20 protein-coding genes are annotated in these 22,640 nt (G+C 67.9%); 15 read left to right on the plus strand and 5 right to left on the minus strand.

Going from position 1 to position 22,640, the window contains the following annotated elements:
* Window positions 1-194: 194 nt before the first annotated feature.
* Together IFR14_RS07660 and IFR14_RS07665 are read left to right on the plus strand one after the other, a co-directional pair.
* The gene (locus tag IFR14_RS07660; protein WP_191940720.1) at window positions 195-761 is read left to right on the plus strand and encodes a hypothetical protein; all 567 of its coding nucleotides are present in this window, start codon (window positions 195-197) and stop codon (window positions 759-761) included.
* Entirely contained in the window at window positions 754-3,246 is a 2,493-nt protein-coding gene (locus IFR14_RS07665; RefSeq protein ID WP_191940721.1) for a tetratricopeptide repeat protein, read from the plus strand. Before IFR14_RS07660 ends, IFR14_RS07665 begins: the two co-directional genes overlap by 8 nt.
* Before the next feature lie 203 nt (window positions 3,247-3,449).
* On the opposite strand, the gene IFR14_RS07670 is transcribed toward IFR14_RS07665, so the two are convergent.
* The gene (locus IFR14_RS07670) at window positions 3,450-4,439 is read right to left on the minus strand and encodes a hypothetical protein (RefSeq protein ID WP_191940722.1); all 990 of its coding nucleotides are present in this window, start codon (window positions 4,437-4,439) and stop codon (window positions 3,450-3,452) included.
* Window positions 4,440-4,737: 298 nt separating this feature from the next.
* On the opposite strand from IFR14_RS07670, the gene IFR14_RS07675 reads away from it, so the two are divergent.
* A complete protein-coding gene (locus IFR14_RS07675; protein WP_191940723.1) occupies window positions 4,738-5,004 on the plus strand; it encodes a hypothetical protein in 267 nt (88 codons plus the stop codon).
* 247 nt (window positions 5,005-5,251) lie between these two features.
* Here IFR14_RS07675 and IFR14_RS07680 read toward each other — a convergent pair whose 3' ends face one another.
* The 3 genes from IFR14_RS07680 to IFR14_RS07690 all read right to left on the minus strand — a co-directional run bounded on the left by IFR14_RS07680 (window position 5,252) and on the right by IFR14_RS07690 (window position 6,704).
* On the minus strand, window positions 5,252-5,467 hold the full coding sequence (locus IFR14_RS07680; protein ID WP_191940724.1) for a hypothetical protein: 216 nt from the start codon (window positions 5,465-5,467) through the stop codon (window positions 5,252-5,254).
* Window positions 5,468-5,595: 128 nt separating this feature from the next.
* Complete coding sequence (locus tag IFR14_RS07685; RefSeq protein ID WP_079705419.1) at window positions 5,596-5,976, minus strand: DoxX family protein; 381 nt, start codon at window positions 5,974-5,976, stop codon at window positions 5,596-5,598.
* A gap of 95 nt (window positions 5,977-6,071) precedes the next feature.
* On the minus strand, window positions 6,072-6,704 hold the full coding sequence (locus IFR14_RS07690; RefSeq protein WP_342365695.1) for a flavin reductase family protein: 633 nt from the start codon (window positions 6,702-6,704) through the stop codon (window positions 6,072-6,074).
* Between the two features lie 199 nt (window positions 6,705-6,903).
* Between IFR14_RS07690 and IFR14_RS07695 the strand changes: the two genes are divergently transcribed.
* Window positions 6,904-7,755 carry a sulfurtransferase gene (locus IFR14_RS07695; RefSeq protein WP_191940725.1) on the plus strand — a complete coding sequence of 284 codons (852 nt, stop codon included), beginning with the start codon at window positions 6,904-6,906 and terminating at the stop codon, window positions 7,753-7,755.
* Window positions 7,756-7,902: 147 nt separating this feature from the next.
* Here the strand turns inward: IFR14_RS07695 and hrpA are convergent, their stop codons facing one another.
* A complete protein-coding gene (gene hrpA, locus IFR14_RS07700) occupies window positions 7,903-11,778 on the minus strand; it encodes an ATP-dependent RNA helicase HrpA (protein WP_191940726.1) in 3,876 nt (1,291 codons plus the stop codon).
* A 188-nt stretch (window positions 11,779-11,966) separates the two neighbouring features.
* Between hrpA and IFR14_RS07705 the strand changes: the two genes are divergently transcribed.
* The 11 genes from IFR14_RS07705 to IFR14_RS07755 all read left to right on the plus strand — a co-directional run bounded on the left by IFR14_RS07705 (window position 11,967) and on the right by IFR14_RS07755 (window position 22,620).
* The gene (locus IFR14_RS07705; protein ID WP_191940727.1) at window positions 11,967-13,238 is read left to right on the plus strand and encodes an HNH endonuclease signature motif containing protein; all 1,272 of its coding nucleotides are present in this window, start codon (window positions 11,967-11,969) and stop codon (window positions 13,236-13,238) included.
* A 508-nt stretch (window positions 13,239-13,746) separates the two neighbouring features.
* Complete coding sequence (locus IFR14_RS07710; protein ID WP_124768930.1) at window positions 13,747-14,409, plus strand: hypothetical protein; 663 nt, start codon at window positions 13,747-13,749, stop codon at window positions 14,407-14,409.
* Window positions 14,410-14,412: 3 nt separating this feature from the next.
* Window positions 14,413-14,724, plus strand: coding sequence for a transcriptional regulator (locus IFR14_RS07715; protein ID WP_079705424.1), 312 nt, complete (start codon window positions 14,413-14,415; stop codon window positions 14,722-14,724).
* A complete protein-coding gene (locus tag IFR14_RS07720) occupies window positions 14,721-15,632 on the plus strand; it encodes an ABC transporter ATP-binding protein (RefSeq protein ID WP_124768931.1) in 912 nt (303 codons plus the stop codon). The genes IFR14_RS07715 and IFR14_RS07720 overlap by 4 nt, the downstream gene beginning before the upstream one ends.
* Entirely contained in the window at window positions 15,632-16,387 is a 756-nt protein-coding gene (locus IFR14_RS07725; protein ID WP_137242035.1) for an ABC transporter permease, read from the plus strand. The genes IFR14_RS07720 and IFR14_RS07725 overlap by 1 nt, the downstream gene beginning before the upstream one ends.
* 199 nt (window positions 16,388-16,586) lie before the next feature.
* On the plus strand, window positions 16,587-18,086 hold the full coding sequence (locus IFR14_RS07730) for an aromatic amino acid lyase (protein WP_191940728.1): 1,500 nt from the start codon (window positions 16,587-16,589) through the stop codon (window positions 18,084-18,086).
* 217 nt (window positions 18,087-18,303) lie between these two features.
* Complete coding sequence (locus tag IFR14_RS07735; protein ID WP_124768934.1) at window positions 18,304-19,173, plus strand: ABC transporter ATP-binding protein; 870 nt, start codon at window positions 18,304-18,306, stop codon at window positions 19,171-19,173.
* Complete coding sequence (locus IFR14_RS07740) at window positions 19,170-19,880, plus strand: ABC transporter permease (RefSeq protein WP_079705429.1); 711 nt, start codon at window positions 19,170-19,172, stop codon at window positions 19,878-19,880. Before IFR14_RS07735 ends, IFR14_RS07740 begins: the two co-directional genes overlap by 4 nt.
* A complete protein-coding gene (locus IFR14_RS07745) occupies window positions 19,877-20,683 on the plus strand; it encodes an ABC transporter permease (protein WP_079705430.1) in 807 nt (268 codons plus the stop codon). Before IFR14_RS07740 ends, IFR14_RS07745 begins: the two co-directional genes overlap by 4 nt.
* 89 nt (window positions 20,684-20,772) lie before the next feature.
* Window positions 20,773-21,708: an ABC transporter substrate-binding protein gene (locus IFR14_RS07750; RefSeq protein WP_079705431.1), complete on the plus strand. Its 936-nt coding sequence runs from the start codon at window positions 20,773-20,775 to the stop codon at window positions 21,706-21,708.
* Between the two features lie 132 nt (window positions 21,709-21,840).
* Window positions 21,841-22,620, plus strand: a complete 780-nt coding sequence (locus tag IFR14_RS07755) for a DUF1684 domain-containing protein (RefSeq protein WP_079705432.1) — start codon at window positions 21,841-21,843, stop codon at window positions 22,618-22,620.
* The last annotated feature ends 20 nt before the right edge of the window (window positions 22,621-22,640 follow it).

The raw sequence follows: 22,640 nt of genomic DNA on the forward strand, positions 1-22,640 counted from the left end.
CGCTCTTCGTCGCGTGGGCAAGACGGGGAGATCGCCCCGGGGAGACTTTATTACGGAGGCGACAGGCCACACCTCTGACACCGTGCGGGTGGCATCGCGGTTCACATGCTGCAAATCGCAGACTATCCAGTGGATAGCTAGGCGCGCGGCGCACTCACGGCCCGGCGCCCCTCCGCGCGGGATGATCTGGCAGAGTGGTCGCGGGAACAGAAAGAGGATCGGCGTTGGGTAGAAGGGTCTCGCAAGAGCTGAGGGACGAGATCGTCTATGGCAGGGACCACGACCACGCCCGCGTCTTCATCAGCTCTCGGATGAGAACAACCCTCGACGCTGAACGCCTTATAACTGCAAGCGCTGTCGACCGAGTCTCGGGGCATCGGTCATGGTACTGGGAGCGCGACGCGGCCATCGGCGAGCTCCACTCAGAGCAGGAGTGTGTCAATTATGCCAAGACGAGCGCGGGCCTGATTCTTCTCGTCGATGGAGGCCTCTCTCCCATCGTGTACGCCGAGTACCTTGCCGCGCGGGACGGCGGAGCGAATCGATACATTCTCATCCGTAAGGATGCGGAGCTTCCCGAAGACGTCGCCGAGTTCATCAAAGAGCAGCAGATCTCAGAGGTCGTTACGCGGAACTTCCAGAATGCGGATGAGCTGGACTCTCTTGTCTATGATGCGTTGTCCCGTGCCATTGTCAGAGCCATGACACTGGCGACCATCGATCGGCGCGAGCGCCTTCCGGAGGAGGCGTCTGATGACTGAATGGGATCCCGAGCTCCCCGACGATTGGCGCGACCTCGAAAACGGACACGAGCTGGTCGTGGGCGCGCTCATGCGCGCCTACAAGCGGCGAGACGACGAACACATCGCCGAGTTGGTTGATGTCGCTGGCGAGCTCGCCGGCTATGGGGCTTTCATCGCCGCGAACGCACTCGCCAGCATCGGCGTCTCCTACGTTCTCGGTGTTCCGCTCGAGTCCGTGCTCGATGAGTACCAAAGCGAGACAACAGGCAGCGAACGCGCCCGCCTAATACGGGCAGAAGCTCCAGCGACTGAGGTGACATCGAGAGTCCTCGCCATCACAGCGTTCATCGCACGCCGCGAAGGGCGCACCGATGATGCCCTCGCTCTGTATCGCGATGCTGCCCACGCTGCTGACGAGGTGGGCGATTCGCTCGGAGCTGCCCAACTCCTTCAGAGCATTGGTGCTTTGCATCACGAAACCGGGGACACTTCCGAAGCGCGCAAGGCCACGACAGAAGCGCTCGAACGGTATGAGCAGCTCGGCGACATTGTCGGCACGGTCGGGACCGAGCTGAACCTCGTCGAGTATGCGGCGGTCGAGGATCGCACCGACGAAGCTCGGCAGCGCCTGCAGCGCCTCGAGAAGCGCGCCCATGACGCTGGGGACCCTCACCTGGCAGGGTCATGGCTTGCGCGCAGCGCCGTGATGGACATGTTCGACGGTGACGCTCAAGGCGGGCGAACAAAGCTGCGTCGCGTGTTGAAGAATGCTGAGCGCCGAGGCGATACCCAATTGCAGATTGCGGCCCTGGGGCATCTAGCGCAGTCTCAGAGGGACGGCGGACATCAACTACGAGCCCTCGCGTATGCAGAACGCGCTCTCGCCGCGGCTGAGGAGTCGGGCGACCCAGTGCTGTTCGTGGACACTGCCCACGAACTTGCAATCGACTACGCGAAGATCGAGGACTTCGACCGGGCGGTCCCACTGTTGCGCCGCGCTGTGGAGAAAGCGGTGGGCGTCCATCGGTCCCAGGCCCTCGCCGATCTCGGAGCGGTGCTTGTATCTCAGGCGCTCGACGCCCGGGTATCGGAATCGACATCACCAGACGCGGAGGAGTCGGGACTCGCTGAGGCGGAGGACGTTCTACTGGGTGCGGTCAAGGACTTGATCCGGAACGGCGATGAGGAGTGGGCCAGCCGCGGCCTCAGAAACCTCCGTATCGTCTGGCTCGCATCTGGGCATTCGGAGGAAGGCGCTCGGCACCTACGGAACTTCGCTGTCAATGGCGGGGGTGTGTCGTCCAGCTTTGCGGGGGAGTGTTTCAGGTTGTCCGGCTTGCTGATGATGGACGCGGGCGCGGACTCATCTGAGGCGCTCGACCTTCTACGTTCAGCCGCTCGTCTTCTCGGTGCTGTCGATAGTCCGCGGGCGTCTTTGCTTCTCGACTTTGCCCGTGTCGCGGAGCATTCCTACCGTGCGCTGGATGTCGCGCTGGCCTTGTATGACGATGCTCTCGATGAACTGTCACCTTCGGATCAGCCCACTGTTTTCGGTAATGCTCTCAATGACTCTGCCTTGGTCTTGATGAAATTGGATGACGATGAGAGGGCGCTCGAACGCCTCCAGGCAGCCAGCGAGATCGCGCAGGACCGTAGCGACCGAGTCTTGGGAGCGTTGGTCGAGATGAACGTAGGCGAAATCTATTCTCGCGCCCATCGGCCGCACGATGCGCGTCCACATTTCGAAAGAGCCGCAGCGCAGGCGGAAGCCTTTGGAGACGACGAACGAGCAGCGCTGGCGCTCGCGTCCCTGGCGAACACCTTCGTCAACGACGATGACGCCTCGGATTATGAAACGGCGCGCTCTGTAGCGCGACGCGCAGAGGAACTTGCCAAGCGCTCTGGCGACGAGAACGCGCGGTCTCGCGCTGCGGGTGCGCTCGCGTCCCTTGCTTTCGCCGACGGTGATCTTGACGACGCATACCTATTGTGGGAGCAGGCCCGACAGATAGCGGCGCCCAACAGGCGTCCGATTTACGAAGGGTTCATGCTCCATGCCCTTGCGAGCAGGCGGGACGGTGTCGTGTTCGGCAGGCAACTAGAGCGTTTCGCGCGGGCCGCACAGAAGAACCACACGGAACTGCTTTTCGCTGAGCAGCTCTGGCCGTCGGCGAACGTGTGGCTGCGTCACGGTGATGTGCGTCGGTCAGCCAAGGTGCTCGCCTACTCAATACTGCTTGCTTCCGCTGGGCATAGCGCGACGAAGCGCGACCACCGAGTCCTATTCGATAATCAGGTGGCAGCGAGCACGGAGGCGAATATCGCTGTCATGCGAGTGCTCGCCTATGCCGGGAACATGCTCACCATGGAGGTCATTCCGGCTGACCTCCGAGATCGTCTGCACCCGACCCTGTTGAAGGCGTTGACCACCCATGGCGTAGCCGACGACGAGGCTGCGACGATGGTTGCGTACATCGAGGAATTCGCAAGAGAAGACGAGTAGCCAGCGCTACAGCACCGCCTAATCGCGGTGTCGGGAAGTTCGTCGCGGCCTACCGGAGGCATGGTTCGTCGGGGAAAGAGGACGCTCGGATGAGAGCACCTCCGTACGTCAGCAGAACTAGAGCGACGCCAACCCCTAAGTGGACGCGTCCGGTGATGCGGGCGGTTGTCTAGGACGCGGGCCCCGGGGGATCCAGGTTCTGCCTACGCGAAGAACTTCGGAGCATCCCAGTTCAGAGTCTGGGGTGTCCCGAACGGCACTGCCGTCCACCCCGATTCGTCGGTCCATGGTGCGGCCACCGGAGCCATCGGTGCGTCCCAGGTGAACTCCGCGACCTCCACCGGAACTGTCGCCTTGACCATGTCGTGCGAGGCGCCAAGGTAGTGGCCGCTGGGAAGACGAAACGACCATGCGAAGCGGCGTGCCCCAACGTCGAGCAGCTGGAAACTCCCTCGATGCAGACCTCGCTCCTTCAGCCGCCGGTGGGCACTCTGGATCAGCATGTGCTCGCTGAGAGATTCGCTCATCATCGTTGAGTGCACATCTGTGCTCAGATCGGCGCGGAACATGTAGGTCTCGGGGAGGCAGCGGGCGTCAAGAAGCCGGCCACGTTCGTCTACGCCATCGAGCTTCATCTGCTCGATGTCCGTGCGACGCCGCTCAAGCCGAGCTCTTTCCTGGGCGGGAGCCTGCAGGCGCTCAACGAGTGCGCCCAGCAGCACGAGCGCCTTCGTCGACGTCGTCTGTGTCGCGTAGGTGAGGTCACGGCCGTGGAGAATGCCGTGGCGCGAGATTGAACCGTGACGCGCGGTCACATCCACCGGTGCGCTGAACGATGCACGAACGACGGGCAGGTTGCCGTCGATGCCGGCAAGCGTATCGTCATCCGTGTACGCAGGGGCGCCGGCATCAGGTTCGTGGCGGAAGAACGTGGAGCCCATGACATCTGTCGTGAGCCCATCTATCTGTGCGAGCGTGAGAGCGGTGGCCGCCGCATATCGCTTCTCTCGGTGGCAATCCACGGCTTCGATCACAAGAAGAGAGCGCAGCTGGAAACGCCGTTGGTACTCGATGCTGCGCAACCGGCCGAACCTCCCCAGCGGGTAGCCGACGTGGCGAAGACGCTGTGCGCCGTTTCGATTCCACATCTCAGTCAGCGCATCGTCCAGGACTGCAGCATCCAGCTCCACCAACGAGGCAGTCTCAGCCGCTGGCCATTGCCCGTGAAATGCCCAGCCCCGAGGTGCAACGGCCGCAACCAGTTTGGCGATGAGTGGATCATCACGTTGACTTCTCACAGCTCGAGGTTAGACGACTTGTGCGCTCCATCACCCTCGGGGCGTCCAGCAGAACCAAGGCAACAGGAGCGGATACATCGCCTCAGCTATCAGTACCTCGACATGCACCCGACTTGCTTTGCAGAGTTCTTGGAATACGGCCTCCGGGTTGCAGAGGTGGATTGGGTGGGTGACAAGGTGTCATGGTGGCGGTATGCAGAAATCGATTGAACCCACTCTTGTTGCTGAGCCGACGACTGAAGAGCCCGAGCGATTGAGCGGCGTGCTGACACGGATCGGCGGACCCCATGTTGCGTGGGGCGGGAAGGAAGTCCTCGACCTCTGGATCGTTGAGCACCGAGCGCAGCTCGACCAGAAAATGTCCGCACAGATCCGAGTTAACTCTTGGGCGCTTGTCATCGCAACATTCGGCCTCGTCCTCTGCACTGGAGGGCTTATCTGGGCGACGTTCGCCGCATGACAACACCCCTAGCCCACGATGAAGCGAGGCTGCCGGAAGGCCAGCGATAGCGATGCTCCAAGCTTGTGCCAACTTCTATGAAGCATCTAGGCGTTAGCTACTCTGTCTGCCTTCAGCGGTTCCTTGAGCCAACCCCTACACATCAGCGCCAGGATTGTCGACACGGCACATCACTACGCTAACCAGCTGAGGGCCGGATGGAATCCACGATTCCATCCGGCCCTCAGGCGTTCAGCGTATAGCGGCGTCAGCCGCCGAGGCCACCGAAGCCGGCCAGGAAGAAGTAGAAGAACGCCGTCGCGCCCTGGACGACCGGGAGGAAGAGCGCCGCGATCGCGGTGACCACGATCGTGAGGATAACGACGAGTGAGACGAGACTCACGACACCGTTGCGTCCGGCGCTCGGCGTCTCGACGGATTCGGCGACGAGCAGCTCGTCCATGGTCGCTTCGGTCGTCAGCATCGTTCTCCCTGTGGCTCTGGTGTCCTCGACCCTACCTGGCGATCCGCCGTGCGCCGCTGACTCGCCCGAGGATGTTCGAATCCGACGAGGAAACGCGCAGATCCGGGCGACTCAGCGACGGCTGGTGGTCAGCGGCGGGTGGACCAGAGGGCCCAGGCGATGAGCACGGGCTGGAAGAAGAGCCGGGTGAACCGGCGGCTGTCGGTGTCGAGACCGAAGGCGTCGCGGCGGTTGAGCCACTGGGAGAGGTTGCCCGGGAAGATCGCGGTGAAGAACGCCGCAGCGAGGTTGCCGACGGCCGTCCGCTTCACGCCTGAGGCGAGTGCCGCACCCAGCGCGATCTCGACGACGCCCGAGGCGAGCACGGTGGTGTCCTCGTCGATCGGCACCCATTCCGGCACCTGCGCCTGGAAGTCCTTCCGAGCGAAGGTCAGGTGGCTGATGCCGGCGAACACGAGTGCGCCTCCGAGCAGCAGACGTGCGGCGGTGCGGGCTTTCGATCCAGCCATGAGGGTCCTCTCGACGATGGTGATGTCACCACGCTATCCGGAGATCGGTGGACCGACGGCGGGTTGGAGTGCACAGATGTCCAGCAGCAGGCCGCTCAGCTGTCGATCTGCGAGTTCGCGTCGAGACGGTGCCAGGTGCGGTTGTGGTAGACGAGCGGCGCGCCGTCGAAGCTGGGGCTGAATGTCGGGACGGCGGGAGCGGGCGCCTCGGCGGCAGGCTCGGCCCGGACCGGCTCCTCGGCCGCTTGCAGCTGCGAGACGCTCGACTCCAGCGCGTGCACCGCGATGACCGTCGAGGTGCCCGCCTCCATGCGGTTGACGATGCGTCCGCGGATCCAGACGCCGTTGCCCGTGAAGTACGGCTCGCCCGTCGGCAGGCGGTCCCAGATGGAGGTGTCGGCGAAACGGTCGATCCCGCTCGTCGCGCAGAGCTTCGCGATGTGCAGCTGCTCGGAACCCAGGAGGTGGACGACGACGGTGTCGGACGCGGTGATGGTCGGCGCGCTCGAGGACAGCGACGACACGGAGAAGACGAGGAGCGGCGGTTCCGCACTGACGGAGAAGACCGAGGTGGCGGTGAGCCCCACCGGCCCGCTGCCGTCGTCCGCGGTGATGACCGAGACGCCGGCCGGGTGCTGACGGAACGCCGCCTTGAAGTCGTCGGGGGACAGGGAGGCGAAACCGGGGGCGACCTCGCCACCGTCGACGGGGGACGGCAAGGTGGTCACGGAGGCGGCTGCCGGGTGGACTGAGCTCACGGGGGATCCTTCGAACGGCTGTGGACGACTGCTGCAACGCCGATTCGGTGGACGCTGCACAGGCTACGTTTCGCTCATCCGGCCGGAGCTGCAACTCTGTTACCCGGTGTGACGGTGACCGACCGGTCGGGCGCAGGTCCCGTCGACCTCGCGTGCGTACGCTGGACGCATGCCCATCCTCATCGCCCCGGACGACCTCGCCGCTCTGATCGCCTCCGGGACGCCGGTGCGCGTCCTGGACGTGCGGTGGCGACTCGACGCACCGGACGGACGGCCCGCCTACCTCGAGGGGCACCTGCCCGGCGCGGTGTACGTCGACCTCGACCACGAGCTGGCCGACCCCGTGCCGACCGGAGAACCGGCCGTCCGAGGCCGTCACCCCCTGCCCGATCGCGAGGCGCTCCAGGCGTCCGCGCGATCGTGGGGCGTCGACGACGGCGACGTGGTCGTGGTCTACGACGATCTCAAGAGCCTGTCGGCGGCACGAGCCTGGTGGGTGCTGCGGAACGCCGGCATCGCGGACGTCCGCATCCTCGACGGCGCGTTCCGGGCGTGGACGGACGCCGGACTGCCCGTGGCGCGCGGCGAGGTCGTCCCGGAACCCGGGACGGTCACGCTGACGACGGGCGTCCTGCCGACCATCGACATCGACACCGCCGCGACGTGGGCGGGTGAGGGACGGGTGCTGCTCGACGCGCGCGCCGGCGAACGGTACCGGGGCGAGGTCGAACCGATCGACCCTCGGGCCGGTCACATCCCCGGAGCGCTCAGCACACCGACGACCGCCAACGTCGGCGCCGACGGCCGATTCCTGTCGCCCGAGGCCCTCCACGAGCAGTTCCTCGCCGCGGGCGTGCCTGCGGACGCGACGGTCGCGACCTACTGCGGCAGTGGGGTGACCGCGGCGCACAACGCGGTCGCACTCACCCTGGCCGGCTTCGAACCGGTGCTGTACCCGGGGTCGTGGAGCGAGTGGGCGAACCACCCGGAGCGTCCGGTGGCGACGGGACCGGACGCCTGAATCGCCGACTCCGGACAACGAGCTCGTCGAGATGCGCCCTTCGACAGGGTCAGGGACTAGGGTCCGCGAGCGGAGCCCTTCGACAGGCTCAGGGACGGGGTCCGCGAGCGGAGCCCTTCGTTCGCCAGGCTCAGGGACCGGGGAGCGCTAGCTCGCGAGGACCTTCTGCAGGCGCTGCAACGAGACCGATTCGGCCGTGCCCAGCTGCTGGGCGAACAGGCTGATCCGGAGCTCCTCGAGCATCCACCGGGCCTTCACGAGGTGCTCCGGAGCCTCGGCGGGCAGTGGGATCGTGCCGCCGGCGGCCTCGAACCGCGCCGACGCCGTCTGCGCCTCCGTCATCCACACCCGGTCGCGGTTCGGGTTGTCCGTCAGTCGCTCGGCGCGGTAACGGATGCCGGCGAGGTAGCGGGGCAGATGTTCGAGTCGTGCTGAGCCCGTCCGGGAGACGAAGCCCGGGAAGACCAGTCCGTCGAGCTGGCCTCGCATGTCGGTGAGGGCCGCGAGCAGCGTCATGCTCGTCGCCGCCTTCATGGCCTTCTCCGTGTCGCGCGCGGCCTGCAGGATGCGGGCGACGATGGCGACCGTCTGGAACATGCGGTCCATGACCGAGGCGGACACGCGGTCGCGAAGCGTCTCGTACTGCAGCCGGGAGAACACCTGTCCGTCGGGCACCACACGGAACAGGACGTCGTCGATGCAGGCGGCGAGGCAGTCCTCGAACAACGCCGGCGTCGACCGGTAGGGGCTCGTCGCGAGCGCGAGCTTCTCGTTGGCTTTGAGGTGCTGCTGCACATAGGCCGTCGGGGACGGGATCGCGAGCAGGAGGAGGCGGCGCACCCCCGCGGGCATGGCGCGGGCCTGGTCGGCCTCCGTGCTCATGATCCGGATCGACACGCTCGTACCGTCGTCGACGATCGCGGGGTAGCCGCGGATCACGCCGTCCTCCTGGCGAATGTCGATGAAACGGGGGAGGTCGTCGAAGTCCCACCTGGTGAACCCGGAGCGCTCGATGGCGTTGGGCACTCTGGCGGCCGCGACCTTGGCGACGCTCGCCCGGGTGCGCTGCTTGAGGCGCTGCTGCAGCTCGACGAGGTCCTTGCCGCTGGCGAGCGTCCGGCCGCGCTCATCGATGACCCGGAAGGTCACGAGCAGGTGCTCGGGGACGCGTTCCATCTCGAAGTCCGAGGCTGAGATGTCCATGTAGGAGAGCCGCTTGATCGCGTTCGCGAGACGGGTGGCGAAGGAGTCCTCGGCGGCGGGACTGCCGGGGGCGACCGCCGGGACGTCGGCGGGGAGCTCGGCGAGCAGCTTCGCCGCCCAGTCGGCCGCAGGCACGATGTTCCGACGCAGGGCTTTCGGGAGCGCTTTGATCATCGCCGTGATGAGGTCCCGACGGAGACCGGGGACCTGCCAGTCGAAACCCGCGGGCGAGAGTCGGTCGAGCAGGGCGAGCGGGACGATGACCGTCACGCCGTCGTCGTCGCTTCCGGGCTCGAAACGGTAGCTGAGCTTCAACCGCTGGTCGGCCTGCACCCACTCGGCGGGGAAGCGGTCCTCGTCCACCGCCAGAGCGTCCTCGGGGAGGAGGTCCTCCTGGCGCATCGTGAGCAGCTCGGGCTGGTCGACGCGCGTCTTGCGCCACCAGGACTCGAAGCCCCGCGTCGTCGAGACCTCGGAAGGGACGCGGGCGTCGTAGAAGTCGAAGACGGCTTCGTCGTCGAAGAGGATGTCGCGGCGTCGCGTCCGCTCCTCGAGCTCACTCAGCTCCTTGCGCAGCCGTCGGTTCGCGCGGTGGAAGTCGAACAGTTTGTCGCGACCGATGTCGTGGGTCCACTCGCCGTCGACGAGCGCGTGCCGCAGGAACAGTTCGCGGGCCTGCTCCTGGTCGATGCGACCGAACTGCACCCGGCGGCGCGGCACGATCGGCACGCCGAAGAGGGTCACCTTCTCGAAGGCGACGGCGGAGCCCTGGTTCTTCTCCCAGTGCGGCTCGCTGTACGAGCGCTTGCAGAGGTCGCCGGCGATCTGTTCCGCCCACGCCGGGTCGATCGAGGCGTTGGTGCGGGCGAACAGCCGGCTCGTCTCCACGAGTTCCGCGCTCATGACGGCGTTCGGCTGCTTCTTCGCGAGCGCGGACCCGGGGAAGAGGACGAAGCGCGTCTGGCGGGCGCCGATGTAGTCGCCCTTCTTCGCGGTCTTCGTCGCCGGTGGAGCGTTCCGGCCCTTCACGACCGGAGCGACGGTCTGGTCCTTCAGCCCGATGTGCGAGAGGAGCCCCGCGAGGAGCGACTTGTGGATGCCGTCGGGGTTCACCGCCGGCTCGTTGATCGTCAGGCCGAGAGGCTTCGCGAGTTGACGCAGCTGGCGGTAGACGTCGTGCCACTCGCGGACGCGGAGGTAGTTGAGGAACTCGTTCTTGCAGAGCCGACGGAACGCGCTCGACGACAGCTCGTCCTGTTTCTCCTCGAGGTAGTTCCAGAGGTTCAGGAGGGCGAGGAAGTCGCTCGTGGGGTCGACGAACCGGCGGTGCAGTTCGTCGGCCTTCTGTCGGTGCTCGAGCGGTCGTTCGCGTGGGTCCTGGATGGTGAGCGCCGCGACGATCGCGAGCACCTCCCGCGACACCCCGTGCTGCTTCGACTCCACGACCATGCGCGCGAACCGCGGATCGATCGGCAGGCGGCTGAGGTCGCGCCCCACCCGCGTGAGGCGTGGACCGCCGCCGCGAGGTGAGCCGTCGGCGAAGGTGCGCGTCTCGATCGCGCCGAGTTCGGACAGCAGATCGACGCCGTCCTTGATGCCCCGGGCGTCCGGTGGCTGGAGGAAGGGGAAGGCGGCGATGTCGCCGAGGCCGAGGGAGATCATCTGGAGGATCACCGCGGCGAGGTTCGTGCGGAGGATCTCCGGTTCGGTGAACTCCGGGCGCTTCGCGAAGTCGTCCTCCGAGTAGAGGCGGATGGCGATACCGTCGCTCGTACGGCCGGACCGACCCGAACGCTGGTTCGCCGAAGCCTGCGAGATCGCCTCGATGGGGAGCCGCTGCACCTTGGAGCGCACGCTGTAGCGCGAGATGCGGGCGGTTCCGGCGTCGATGACGTACTTGATGCCGGGCACCGTGAGGCTCGTCTCGGCCACGTTCGTCGCGAGGATGATGCGCCGTCGGAGACCTGCCACGGTCGATGGCTGGAACACGCGGTGCTGGTCGGCGGAGGAGAGCCGGCCGTAGAGTGGCAGCACCTCGGTGCCGGGCAGGTTGCGCCCGCGGATGGCGTCGGCGGCGTCGCGGATCTCCGTCTCGCCGGACAGGAAGACGAGGACGTCGCCCATCGACTCGCGCGCCAGCTCGTCGAGGGCGGCGTTGATGCCTTCGAGGTAGTCGCGGTCGGCGGCTTCGGACTCCGGGGCGTCCTCGTCGTCGTCGGTGGGCTCGTCGGCCACGAGCGGCCGGTAGCGGATCTCGACCGGGTACGTGCGGCCGGAGACCTCGACGATGGGTGCTCCGTCGAAGTGCTTCGAGAAGCTCTCCGGGTCGATCGTCGCGGACGTGATGATGACCTTGAGGTCGGGGCGCTGGGGGAGGAGCTGCTTGAGGTAGCCGAGCAGGAAGTCGATGTTGAGGCTGCGCTCGTGTGCCTCGTCGATGATGATCGTGTCGTACTTGCGCAGCATCCGGTCGCGGTGGATCTCGTTCAGCAGGATGCCGTCGGTCATCAGTTTGATCTTCGTCGCCTTCGACGCCTGATCGGTGAAGCGGACCTGGTAGCCGACGATGCCACCGAGCTCCTGGCCGAGCTCCTCCGAAATGCGTTCGGCGATCGTGCGCGCGGCCAGTCGTCGGGGCTGCGTGTGCCCGATGGACTGGCGACCGAGCTCGAGGCAGATCTTCGGCAGCTGCGTGGTCTTGCCGGAACCCGTCGCCCCGGCGACGATGACGACCTGGTTCTCGCTGATGGCACGCGCGATGTCCGCGCGGGCGGCACTGACCGGCAGCTCGGGCGGGTAGGAGATTCGGAGGTCGGACATCAGCCCTCCATCGTATCGGGCTGGACGCGGTGTGCTGCCGCTCCGGGCCTCCTGATGCGGCGAACCCTTCCTCCGGTCCCTGAGTAACCTCCTTCGGTCCCTGAGCTTGTCGAAGGGCGCACGAGGAACTTCCACAGTCGCTTCGACTCGGCATCTGGAATGTCAGTGGTCCATGATGAACTTGTTCCATGACCGAGACCACGCCAGCCGCGATCCGCGTCGGCGACGAATACGCCGCGCAGCTGGCGGAGTTCTCGGACGAGTGGACTGAGATCCACCGGCAGCAGGCCGTCTTGGACGCACGGAAGGCGCGTCTGCTGGCCCGCTCCGCCGCCTATGCCGATGCCTTCGCGGACGTCACGGTCCCGGCGACCTTTCCGCCAGCTGAGCGTCGGGCGCTGTCCCGTCGGTCGACGTGTGCGGCTCTCGCGATGGCGACCCGGATGCCGGAGCGGACGGTCCAGCTTGCAACGAACGACGCCGAACGTCTCGTCAATGACGCACCGGCCGTGCTGGCGTCGCTGGAGGCCGGCCACATCTCGGCGCGGCATGCGCAGGTGATCACCGATCAGCTCTGCGACGTCCCTGCTGCTGGACGGGCGGTGTTCCTCGACCGCGTCCTCGTCGTCGCCGAGCGCACCACGGCCGCTGGCCTCCGCACGAGCGCCCGCGTGCTGCGCGAGCGACTCCACCCCGAGTCGATCACCGCACGTGCAACCCGCTCCGAAGCCGACCGCCGGGTCGCGTTCGAACCCGAAGCCGACGGCATGGCATGGGTGCACCTCTTCACCACCGCACCCATCGCCCAGGGCATCATCGAGCGCGTCGAAGCAGCGGCCTCGGAATCTCGCGCAGCTGGCTACACCCGCACCTGCGCCCAGCTGCAGGCCGACGCCCTCGCAGCACTCGCGCTCACCGGCGTCACGCCCGAGGACGTGATGTCGAGCCCGGTGCTTCCGCATCCGATCGAGGTGCAGGAGCACATCAAGCCGACGGTGCAGATCACGGTGCCGGCGCTCAGCATGGCGGGCGTGAGCGATGCCCCGGCGATGCTCGACGGGTACGGCCCGATCGACCCCGAGACCGCGGCTCGCATCGCGGTGAACGCACCAAGCTTCACCAGGATCCTCGTCCAGCCGGAAACCGGCGCCGTCCTCTCCGTCGGGCGGAATCAATACCGGGTCCCGGCCGACCTGCAACGCGCGGTCCGCCTGCGGGACGGCACCTGTCGCGCACCAGGCTGCGGCAGGCGAGCCCGGGCCTGCGACCTCGACCACTCGGTCGCATGGGAAGACGGCGGGACGACGGATGTCGGTAACCTCGCCTGTCTCTGCCGACATCATCACCGGATGAAGCATCTCCCCGGGTGGGACCTCGACCACCAGCCCGGTGGGGTACTCGAGTGGACGACACCCGACGGGAAGCAGTATCGGACTGAACCGGACCCCGCCCCGTTCTGACCACCCGCCCGTCCCTGAGCCTGTCGAAGGGGTTCCTCGTGGGCACTTCGACAAGCTCAGTGACCGGGAGAGGTGTGCTCGGAACGATGAGGTGCCCTCGTGGGCACTTCGACAGGCTCAGTGACCGGGACCGGTGTGCCCGGGACGATGAGGCGTCCTCGTGGGCACTTCGACAAGCTCAGTGACCGGGAGAAGTGTGCCCGGGATGATGAGGCGTCCTCGTGGGCACTTCGACAGGCTCAGTGACCGGGAGAAGTCTGTCCGCACCGCTTCGGTCCCCGAGCTGTGCCGCACTTCGACAGGCTCAGTGACCGGGAGAGGTTCACTGAAGGTGATTCGGTCCCTGAGTTTGTCGAAGGGTGAGCGGGAGAGGGGCGGCCGGATGAACCCGGTCCCTGAGCCTGTCGAAGGGCAGTTGGGCTGTGGCACCTCGGTGTGAAGCGGGCACGTCTAGCGCTGTGTCGCAAACAGGGTTGCTTCGCAGAGTGGTTTGCGTTACAAAGTAGATATGACTTCACCGATGGAACCCACCGACGGCTCGGATGCGCTCGACCCGGCCGCCATGCTCGCTCTGCAGGAGCGACAGGCGAGCCGTGTCGACGACATCTTCACGAGGCCCACCATCGCGATCGTGTACATCTGGGGTGTCGCGTGGACCGTCGGGTTCCTCGCGCTCTGGTCCGCGAGCGACGAGAACCCCTGGTTCACCACCCCGCCGGCGGTCGCCGGGTGGCTCTTCGGGATCCTGATGGTTGGCGGCATCGTCTCGTCGTCGATCATCGGCTCCCGCGTGTCTCGCGGGATCCAGGGAGCACAGCAGGTGCAGGGGACCATGTACGGCATCGCCTGGGCGATCGGGTGCACGGCAGCGGCGGTGTTCGGCGGCGCTCTGTTCGCTGCCGGGATGGCACCCGCACTCGCCGCCATCTTCTACCCGGCCATCTACAGCCTCGTGGTCGGTCTGCTGTACCTCGCAGGTGGAGCAGTCTGGCGCGACCGCCTCATGTACGGCATGGGCATCTGGATCATCGTGGTCGGCATGGCCGCGCCGTTCTTCGGCTCGCCTGGCAACGCGCTCATCATGGCCATCGCCGGCGGAGGTGGGTTCCTCGTGTACGCGACCTTCCTCGAGGCGACCCGCCGTCGGCGTGCCCACCGATCGGCGGCGTGACCGATGGAGGAACTCGACCCCCTCATCCATGCCCAGGCCCGCCTGCGCATCATGTCGACGCTCGCGGCGATCGATGCGGACAGCAGCATGTCGTTCCCCCGCCTGCAGGAGATGCTCGACATGACCGCCGGGAACCTGTCCACGCACCTGCGGAAACTCGAGGACGGCGCCTACGTCCTCGTCACGAAGACCCACCGGGGACGCACCCCGGTCACCTACCTGGAACTCACCACGCTCGGGCGCCGCGCGTTCGAGGACTACATGACCGGCCTCCGAGCGATGCTCGGCGGCGCGTCGGGAACGGGGACATCATGACGATCACATCACTGGCCACCCTCGAGGGCGTGACACGACGCTACGGCGACGTGACCGCGCTGCACGACGTCGACCTCAGTATCGAGCCGGGCTCGCTCGTCGGGCTCCTCGGGCCCAACGGCGCCGGCAAGTCCACCGTGCTGTCCCTGCTGCAGGGCACCCGACGTCCGACGACCGGCACGGTGACGCTCTTCGGCGGCGATCCCGCCCAAGCGGTCAACCGCACCAGGCTCGGATCGACACCGCAGGAGACGGCACTGCCGCCCACGCTCCGGGTGGGAGAGGTCGTCGACTTCGTCGGACGGCACTTCGCAGACCGCGTGCCGACGGCCGCCCTGGCGGAGCAGTTCGGTTTCGGCGACCTCCTCCGACGCCAGACGGGCTCGCTCTCGGGCGGCCAGCAGCGCCGCCTCGCGGTCGCACTCGCGTTCGTCGGCAGACCGCGTCTCGTGCTCCTCGACGAGCCGACGACGGGCCTCGACGTCGACGCCCGCCGGACCCTCTGGGACGCGATCCGCCGGCAACACGAGCTCGGGGCGACGATCGTCCTCACCAGTCACTACCTCGAGGAGATCGAAGCGCTCGCCGAGCGCGTCGTGGTGCTGGGGGATGGACGGGTCATCACCGATGCCCCACTGCGCGACGTGCTCGGGCTCGTCGGCATCCACCGGGTGCGGCTCCGGACCACCGACCCCGGAGCGGTGGAGCGGCTCGCCGGAGTCGTCCAGGCGAGTCGTGACGGTGACGTCGTCGAACTGGACGTCCGCGACGCCGATGCATTCGTGCGCGATCTCGTCCGGTCCGAGGTCCCGTTCACCGATCTCGCCGTGCGCGGCGCGACCCTCGAGGAAGCGTTCCTGACCCTCACCGCGGATGCCCGGGCGGACGTCGAACGGAGCGCCGCCTGATGGCCACCACACTCCAGCTCACCGCCCTGCACGCGCGGTACTCCCTGCTCGAGACCGTGCGCGTCCCGATCGCGCTGATCGGCTCGCTCGTCTTCCCCGCGCTCTCGCTGCTGTTCTTCGTCGTCCCGCAGGCGCAGGTCGCCGGCGATCCCGTCATCGCGACCCAGGCCGTCATCTCCCTCATCGTCTTCGCGGTGCTCGCCAACTCCCTGTTCGGCTTCGGCCTGACCATCGCCCAGGCGAGGGAGCAGGCGTGGGATCCGTACCTCCGCACCCTTCCGGTGACGGGTGTCGCCCGTGTCCTCTCGCACCTGTGCTCGGTCGGTCTCCTCGGGTTCGCGGCCGTCATACCGGTCGTCGTGCTCGGTGCGCTCCTGACCGCCGCCACCACGACTCCGACAGGACTGCTCGGTGGCATCGTGGCGCTCCTGGTGGGTGCCCTGCCGTTCATGCTCCTGGGCACCGCGATCGGGTACGCCCTCCCCAGCAAGGCCGCGATCGCGGTGGTGCAGGTGGTCATGTTCTCGCTGGCCTTCGCCGGCGGACTGTTCATCCCACCGTTCCTCTTCGCCCCGTGGCTCGACCGGCTGTCGATGTTCCTCCCGAGCCGCCAGACCCGGGAGCTCGTCGTCTGGGCGGTCCAGGGTGGCGAGTTGCCGTGGTGGTCGTGGGTCGGCGTCCTGGCCTGGACCCTCGTCCTGACCGTCGTGGTCCTCGCTCTCTACCGTCGCGACGAGGGCCGCCGCTACCGCTGAGGTCGACGGACACCTCGCCGAGCACCGACCGTCCCCGTGTGCTGTCACACGTCGACACACACCGTGCACCGGCCGCCAGGCGCTCGTACGCTGACGTCCATCCCGGCCGGACCACGGCCCATGACGAGCGGATGGAGCGACCCGTGTCCAACAGCGCAGACCAGACGAACGCCGCCGACCGATCGACGGGCGCGCACTGATGGGAGCCCCGGTCGTGTTCGGCATCGGCCCGATCTCGGTCGACGACCTCGTGGCCGTGTCCCGCGACGACGCCATCGTCGTCCTCGACACCCCGGCGCTCGACCGCATCGGCGCCGGCCGGGCCGTCGTCGACCGGCAGACGACGCCGATCGGCGTCGGTGCGCCGGGCCCTCGGTCCCAGGGTCCACGGATCCCTGGTCCCGCCGGGGGACGAGCGGCTCCGCGCACCGCGACGCTCGATGCCTCGGCCGTGGAGGAGCGTGTCGTCCATGACCGCCGTGGCGGCATCGGACTGCCGCTCTCGGTGGACCGTGCTCGGGCGGTGGTCGCCGCCCGGCTCGCCGGATGGACCCGTGGCGCATCCGGGATCCGCCTCGAGACGGCCGTGTTCGTCGCGGAGCTCCTCAACCGTGGGGTGACCCCGGTGATCCCGTCCGTCGGCTCCCTCGGCGACGGCGACGAGACCCACCTGGCGTCCGTCGCGACGCTCGTGATCGGGCAGGGGGAAGCGGTCCTCGCGGGTGAGCGGCTCTCCGCCCAGGTCGCCCTGTCGCGGGTCGGGCTCGCACCGCTCGACCTCGCTGTGCACGAGGGGTTGGCGTTCGTCCACCACAACGCCTACTCGCTCGGCGTCGGTGCGCTCGCACTCCACCGGCTCGGCGCGCTCAGCCGACTGGCGGACACCACGAGCGCGCTCTCGTCGCGGGCCGCTGCGCGGTCCGGGCTCGGCGGGCGAGGACCGGCGTTCGACGCGAGGGTCCTCGCCGGCAGCCCGTCGGCGGGTATCCGGGCCAGCGGCGAGCGGATCTCCGAGTTGTTGGCGACGCCGGTCGGCCCGGAGGGTGCGCGCGGCGGACGGGACCGGGACGGACTGCGGCTCCGGGCGACCCCGCAGATCAACGGTGCGCTCGCCGACGAGGTCACGGCGGCCGTCCAGCTCGTGGAAGCGACGCTCGGAACGGCCTCGGAGGACCCACTCGTCGATCAGACGTCGGGCGTCCTGCGGACGGGCGGGCTGCTGCATGGCGCGCGGCTCGCCCGCGCCTTCGACGGGCTCCGCGCGGCCATCGCGCACACCGCTGCTGCCGCCGAGCGACGGCTCGGACGCATCACCGGAGGCGGGGTCGACCCGCGGGGGACCGGGCACGGGCTCGTACCGGGTCGGCTCGGTCAGTCGGCGGCGGACCTCGTCGCTGAACTGCGCGTGCTCGCGACCCCGGTCGTCACCGCCGGCGTGCCGGACGAGGACTCGGACGACCCGGCCTCCTTCGCCGGGACCTCGCTGCGACTGCTGGAACGCTCGACCGCCCTCCTCGCGGACGTGCTGGCGGTCGAGGCGGTCGTCGCGGCGGACGCGCTCGGCCCGGCGGAGCACGACGGATGGTCGGTCGGGTTCTCCGTCGCCCACGCCGGCCTCCGGTCGGCGATCGAGCAGGAGCTGCACGGTCAGCAGCTCGTCACGGCGGCGCTCGCCGCGTTGGGCGTCGACCGATCCTGAGCGACGGCGGCCGGCCGGCGAACGTGCGAGGGCGCACCCACGTCGTCGCATGCCATGTATTTCGACACGTGTCGAGGGGGTGGGCGATGTCAGTGCCCTCCGGTAGGTTCGGACCACCGACCGAGAGACGTTCAGCGAGCCACCGACCGCGGCGGCGACGACCCTTGGAAGACGACCTGTCACGAACAGCCGTGCAGAGAAGAGGCATCGGTCCAGCATGATCTCCTTCGAACACGTCTCCAAGCGCTTCGACGACGGCACCCTCGCGGTCGACGACTTCTCCCTCACGATCCCGTCGCGGTCCACCACGGTCTTCGTCGGGTCCTCAGGCTGCGGCAAGACCACGCTCCTGCGGATGATCAACCGCATGGTCGACCCGAGCGAGGGACGCATCGTCATCGACGACGAGGTCGTCTCCGCCGTCGACCCGGTTCGTCTCCGTCGCCGCATCGGCTACGTCATGCAGAACTCCGGTCTCCTCCCGCACCGCACCGTGATCGACAACGTGGCCACGGTGCCCATGCTCACCGGCGTCAACAAGAAGCAGGCCCGGGCGGACGCCCTCACCCTCCTCGACACCGTCGGACTCGACCGCGCGCTCGCCGACCGGTACCCGAGTCAGTTGTCCGGCGGCCAGCAGCAGCGCGTCGGCGTGGCACGAGGCCTCGCGATCGACCCGAACATCCTGCTCATGGACGAGCCGTTCGGCGCCGTCGACCCGCTCGTGCGTGCCGAGCTCCAGCGGGAGCTGCTCCGACTGCAGCGCGACATCGCGAAGACGATCGTGTTCGTCACCCACGACATCGACGAGGCCTTCCTCCTCGGCGACCAGGTCGTCATCCTGCAGAAGGGTGGCCAGATCGCCCAAGTCGGCACGCCGGCCGAGATCGTCGCCAACCCTGCCGACGACTTCGTCGCCCAGTTCATCGGCGCCGATCGTGGCCAGCGGACGCTCCACGTCGAGCGCGTCGACGGACGCGACGTGGTCGTCGACGAGTCGGGCCGCCCCGCCGGCGTCCTCGGAGCCGGGCCCGGCGCAGGCGACCGCCCTGGCCTGGACGTCCGGAAGGACGGCGCATCCACATGAGCTGGGTCATCGCGAACTGGGACATGATCTGGGACCTCACCCTCACCCATGTCCAGCTGAGCCTGCCCCCGATCATCCTGGGGTTCCTCATCTCCCTCCCCCTCGGCTGGCTCGCACACCGGTACCGGTGGTCGCGTGGCGTGCTGCTCACACTGAGCGGCATCCTCTACGCGATCCCGTCCTTGCCGCTGTTCGTCCTCATGCCGTCCCTCATCGGCACGAAGATCCTCGATCCGGCGAACGTCGTGATCGCGCTCACCATCTACGCCGTGGCCCTGCTCGTCCGCACGGTCGCCGACGCGCTCGACGCCGTCGACGCCGGGGTGCGGCAGTCGGCACAGGCCGTGGGGTTCTCCACCGGCCAGCGGTTCTGGCGGGTCGAGTTCCCGCTTGCGGGTCCGCTCATGCTCGCCGGCATCCGGGTGGTCTCCGCGAGCACGATCAGCCTGCTGAGCGTCGGCGCCCTCATCGGCGTCACGAACCTCGGCTACCTCTTCACCGACGGCTACAACCGGCAGTTCCCGATCGAGATCCTGACCGGCATCGTCGGGACGGTCGTGATCGCGATCGTGTTCGACGTCCTGCTGGTGCTCCTCGGCCGACTCCTCATGCCGTGGACGCGGATCAGCTCGAAAGGCGCGATCCGTCGTCGTCGCGCGGCCACCGAAGCCCGTGAGCTGGCGACCGCCGGGGGAGGAGCAGCATGATCAACTTCCTCGCCGCCTTCGCCTGGATCTTCGACCCCGCGCACTGGGAGGGCCCAGGCGGCATCCCCGTGCGGGTGCTCCAGCACCTGGCCGTGACCGGCCTGACCGTCCTCATCGCCTGCGTCATCGCGATCCCGCTCGGGCTCCTCATCGGGCACACCGGGAAGGGACGGGAGATCGCGGTCGCGATCACCGGCGCGCTCCGGGCGCTGCCGACCCTCGGTCTGCTCTCACTCCTCGCGCTCATCACGCTCGGGTGGGGCTTCTCCAGCACGAGTCTCGTCCCCGCGATCACCGCACTCGTCGTGCTCGCCGTCCCGCCCGTCCTGGCCGGTGCGTACGGCGGGGTCGAGTCGATCGACCGCCAGACCATCGACGCCGCGCGTGCCGTCGGGATGAACGAGTGGCAGATCCTCGGCAAGGTGGAGATCCCGCTCGCCCTCCCGCTCATGATCGGTGGCGTCCGCTCGGCGGTCCTGCAGACGATCGCGACCGCCACCGTCGTCGCGTTCCTCACCAACGGCCCCGGTCTCGGTCGCTACATCCTCGACGGCCTCCCGGTACGCGACTACGCGCAGATGCTCGCCGGCTCGATCATCATCATCGTGCTCGCCCTCATCCTCGAGGGCGTCTTCTCGCTGCTGCAGCGCGCGGTCGTGCCGCGCGGTGTCCAGGCGACCCACACGCGGGTCGACGAGACCCGGGGTCACGCCACCACCGGCGACGACCGGTCCACCGCACCAGACCCCGTCGTCGCAGAAGCGGAGGCGAACATGCAGACCGCGGCATACCGCAACAACTGACGCGTCCCATCATCCCGGGTGACAGCACCGCCCGGCTCCCAGACCCACAACGGCACCACCGTTCTCGCCCATCACAGATAGGAAACACCATGTTCACAGTTCGACAGGGTCGACGCCTCGCCGTCGGCATCGCCGCGACCGCCGTCGCGGCCCTCGCGCTCAGCGCCTGCTCCGCAGGCGACCCGACCGCCGGGGAGACCGCGGCATCCGACACGATCACGGTCGGCTCCGCCGGATTCCCCGAGTCGGAGATCATCGCCCAGATCTACATCCAGGCGCTCGAGGCCAACGACATCAAGACGGCCGAGTCCCTCAACATCGGCGCGCGCGACGTCTACATCGCAGCGCTCGAAGACGGCTCGATCGACCTCGTCCCCGACTACAGCGGCAACCTGCTGCAGTTCTTCGACGACTCCGCCACGGCCACGTCGAGCGACGAGGTCTACTCCGCCCTCCAGGAGGCCACGCCGAAGGGCTACGAGGTCCTCGACCAGTCCAAGGCGGAGGACAAGGACTCCTACAACGTCACGAAGGAGTTCAGCGAGGCGAACAACGTCACGAGCCTCGCCGACCTCGCGGCCCTAACCATCCCGCTGGCCATCGGCGGCGCACCCGAGTTGGCTGAGCGCCCGTACGGCCCGAAGGGCCTGACCGAGGTGTACGGCGTCCCCGCCGACAAGCTCACCTTCGTCCCGATCAGCGACGGCGGCGGCGCACAGACCACCGCGGCCCTGCTCGACGGCACGGTCCAGCTCGCCGACATCTACACCACGACCCCGTCGATCACCGAGAACGACTTCGTCACGCTCGAGGACCCGGAGAACCTGATCCTCCCGCAGAACGTCCTGCCGCTGATCAACTCGGCCAAGGCCAGCGACAAGGTCAAGGAGGTCTTGAACGCCGTGTCCGCGGAGCTGACCACCGAGGACCTCATCGAGCTCAACGCCCGCAACCAGGGCGACGAGAAGGCCGCTCCGAAGACCCTCGCGGCCGACTGGCTGAAGGACAAGAAGCTCTTCAGCTGAGCAGCAGCCACACGTCGATGGCGTCGTCCGGTTCTCCGGGCGGCGCCATCGCGCTGTTCGCGGGGAGCGCATCCGGCTGCAGCCGGATGTCCAGGGGGTCTCCGACACCTGAGGAGTTGATAGCGTCAGGGTATGAGTTCCGAGACCCCCGCAGAGTTCATCGCGTCCTGGACCGCCTGGCACACCGCTCGCGAGCGTTCCGTCCGAGCACCCCACGGTATCGCCGCCCTCCGGTTCACCCACTGGCTGACCGAGGAGGCGACCGCTCTCGAGGGCGCGCCAGGCACCTGGCGTGCGGACGCGACCGGCATCGTCGGTGAGCGGCTCACGGGCACCGGACTGACCACGCCGAGTGGCGCGCAGATCATGACCGACCGCGTCGAGCTGGTCCACGGTGACGAACTGCACTTCGGCGACGCGCTCCTCCGAGGTATGGAGCGAGACGGCGTCTACGCCCTCCGCGTGCTCGACCCGGAGGCGCCGACGCGGACCTCGCTCGCGGGCATCAGCGCGTTCGCCCCCGACGTCGCCTGGATCCGGCCGGCGCGGTTCGTGCCGTCCCCGGACGTCACGGTCGAGACCGAGTCGATCGACGGCCACGTCACGACCGAGACCCCCGTCGGCCGGGTCGAGTTCGAGCTCGGTGATGAAGCGGTCTCGCTGACGGTCACGGGCGGCCCGAACGGACTCTGGGCGGTCTTCTCCGACGGCACGAGTGGCGACGAGAGCTACCGGTTCCGGTTCATCAGCATGCCGGCCCCGACCGCGGACGGCCACGTCCTCGTCGACTTCAACCGCGCGTACCTGCCGCCGTGCGCGTTCAGCGACCACTACGTGTGCCCGCTGCCTGCGCCGAACAACCGGCTCCGCACGCGGATCACGGCGGGCGAGCGACTGCCGCTCGGCCAGTAGGTCCCGGGCCACGGATCCCG

This window comes from Plantibacter sp. CFBP 8775, assembly GCF_014839505.1.
Lineage (GTDB): Bacteria > Actinomycetota > Actinomycetes > Actinomycetales > Microbacteriaceae > Plantibacter > Plantibacter auratus.

Bases quoted from the DNA above. Each gene is read 5' to 3' on its own strand.
- IFR14_RS07720 (WP_124768931.1), top strand. From the start codon at position 14,721: ATGACGATCACATCACTGGCCACCCTCGAGGGCGTGACACGACGCTAC.
- IFR14_RS07735 (WP_124768934.1), top strand. From the start codon at position 18,304: ATGATCTCCTTCGAACACGTCTCCAAGCGCTTCGACGACGGCACCCTC.
- IFR14_RS07750 (WP_079705431.1), top strand. From the start codon at position 20,773: ATGTTCACAGTTCGACAGGGTCGACGCCTCGCCGTCGGCATCGCCGCG.
- hrpA (WP_191940726.1), bottom strand. From the start codon at position 11,778: ATGTCCGACCTCCGAATCTCCTACCCGCCCGAGCTGCCGGTCAGTGCC.
- IFR14_RS07725 (WP_137242035.1), top strand. From the start codon at position 15,632: ATGGCCACCACACTCCAGCTCACCGCCCTGCACGCGCGGTACTCCCTG.
- IFR14_RS07680 (WP_191940724.1), bottom strand. From the start codon at position 5,467: ATGCTGACGACCGAAGCGACCATGGACGAGCTGCTCGTCGCCGAATCC.
- IFR14_RS07755 (WP_079705432.1), top strand. From the start codon at position 21,841: ATGAGTTCCGAGACCCCCGCAGAGTTCATCGCGTCCTGGACCGCCTGG.
- IFR14_RS07710 (WP_124768930.1), top strand. From the start codon at position 13,747: ATGACTTCACCGATGGAACCCACCGACGGCTCGGATGCGCTCGACCCG.
- IFR14_RS07695 (WP_191940725.1), top strand. From the start codon at position 6,904: ATGCCCATCCTCATCGCCCCGGACGACCTCGCCGCTCTGATCGCCTCC.
- IFR14_RS07715 (WP_079705424.1), top strand. From the start codon at position 14,413: ATGGAGGAACTCGACCCCCTCATCCATGCCCAGGCCCGCCTGCGCATC.
- IFR14_RS07675 (WP_191940723.1), top strand. From the start codon at position 4,738: ATGCAGAAATCGATTGAACCCACTCTTGTTGCTGAGCCGACGACTGAA.
- IFR14_RS07730 (WP_191940728.1), top strand. From the start codon at position 16,587: ATGGGAGCCCCGGTCGTGTTCGGCATCGGCCCGATCTCGGTCGACGAC.
- IFR14_RS07665 (WP_191940721.1), top strand. From the start codon at position 754: ATGACTGAATGGGATCCCGAGCTCCCCGACGATTGGCGCGACCTCGAA.
- IFR14_RS07705 (WP_191940727.1), top strand. From the start codon at position 11,967: ATGACCGAGACCACGCCAGCCGCGATCCGCGTCGGCGACGAATACGCC.
- IFR14_RS07685 (WP_079705419.1), bottom strand. From the start codon at position 5,976: ATGGCTGGATCGAAAGCCCGCACCGCCGCACGTCTGCTGCTCGGAGGC.
- IFR14_RS07745 (WP_079705430.1), top strand. From the start codon at position 19,877: ATGATCAACTTCCTCGCCGCCTTCGCCTGGATCTTCGACCCCGCGCAC.
- IFR14_RS07740 (WP_079705429.1), top strand. From the start codon at position 19,170: ATGAGCTGGGTCATCGCGAACTGGGACATGATCTGGGACCTCACCCTC.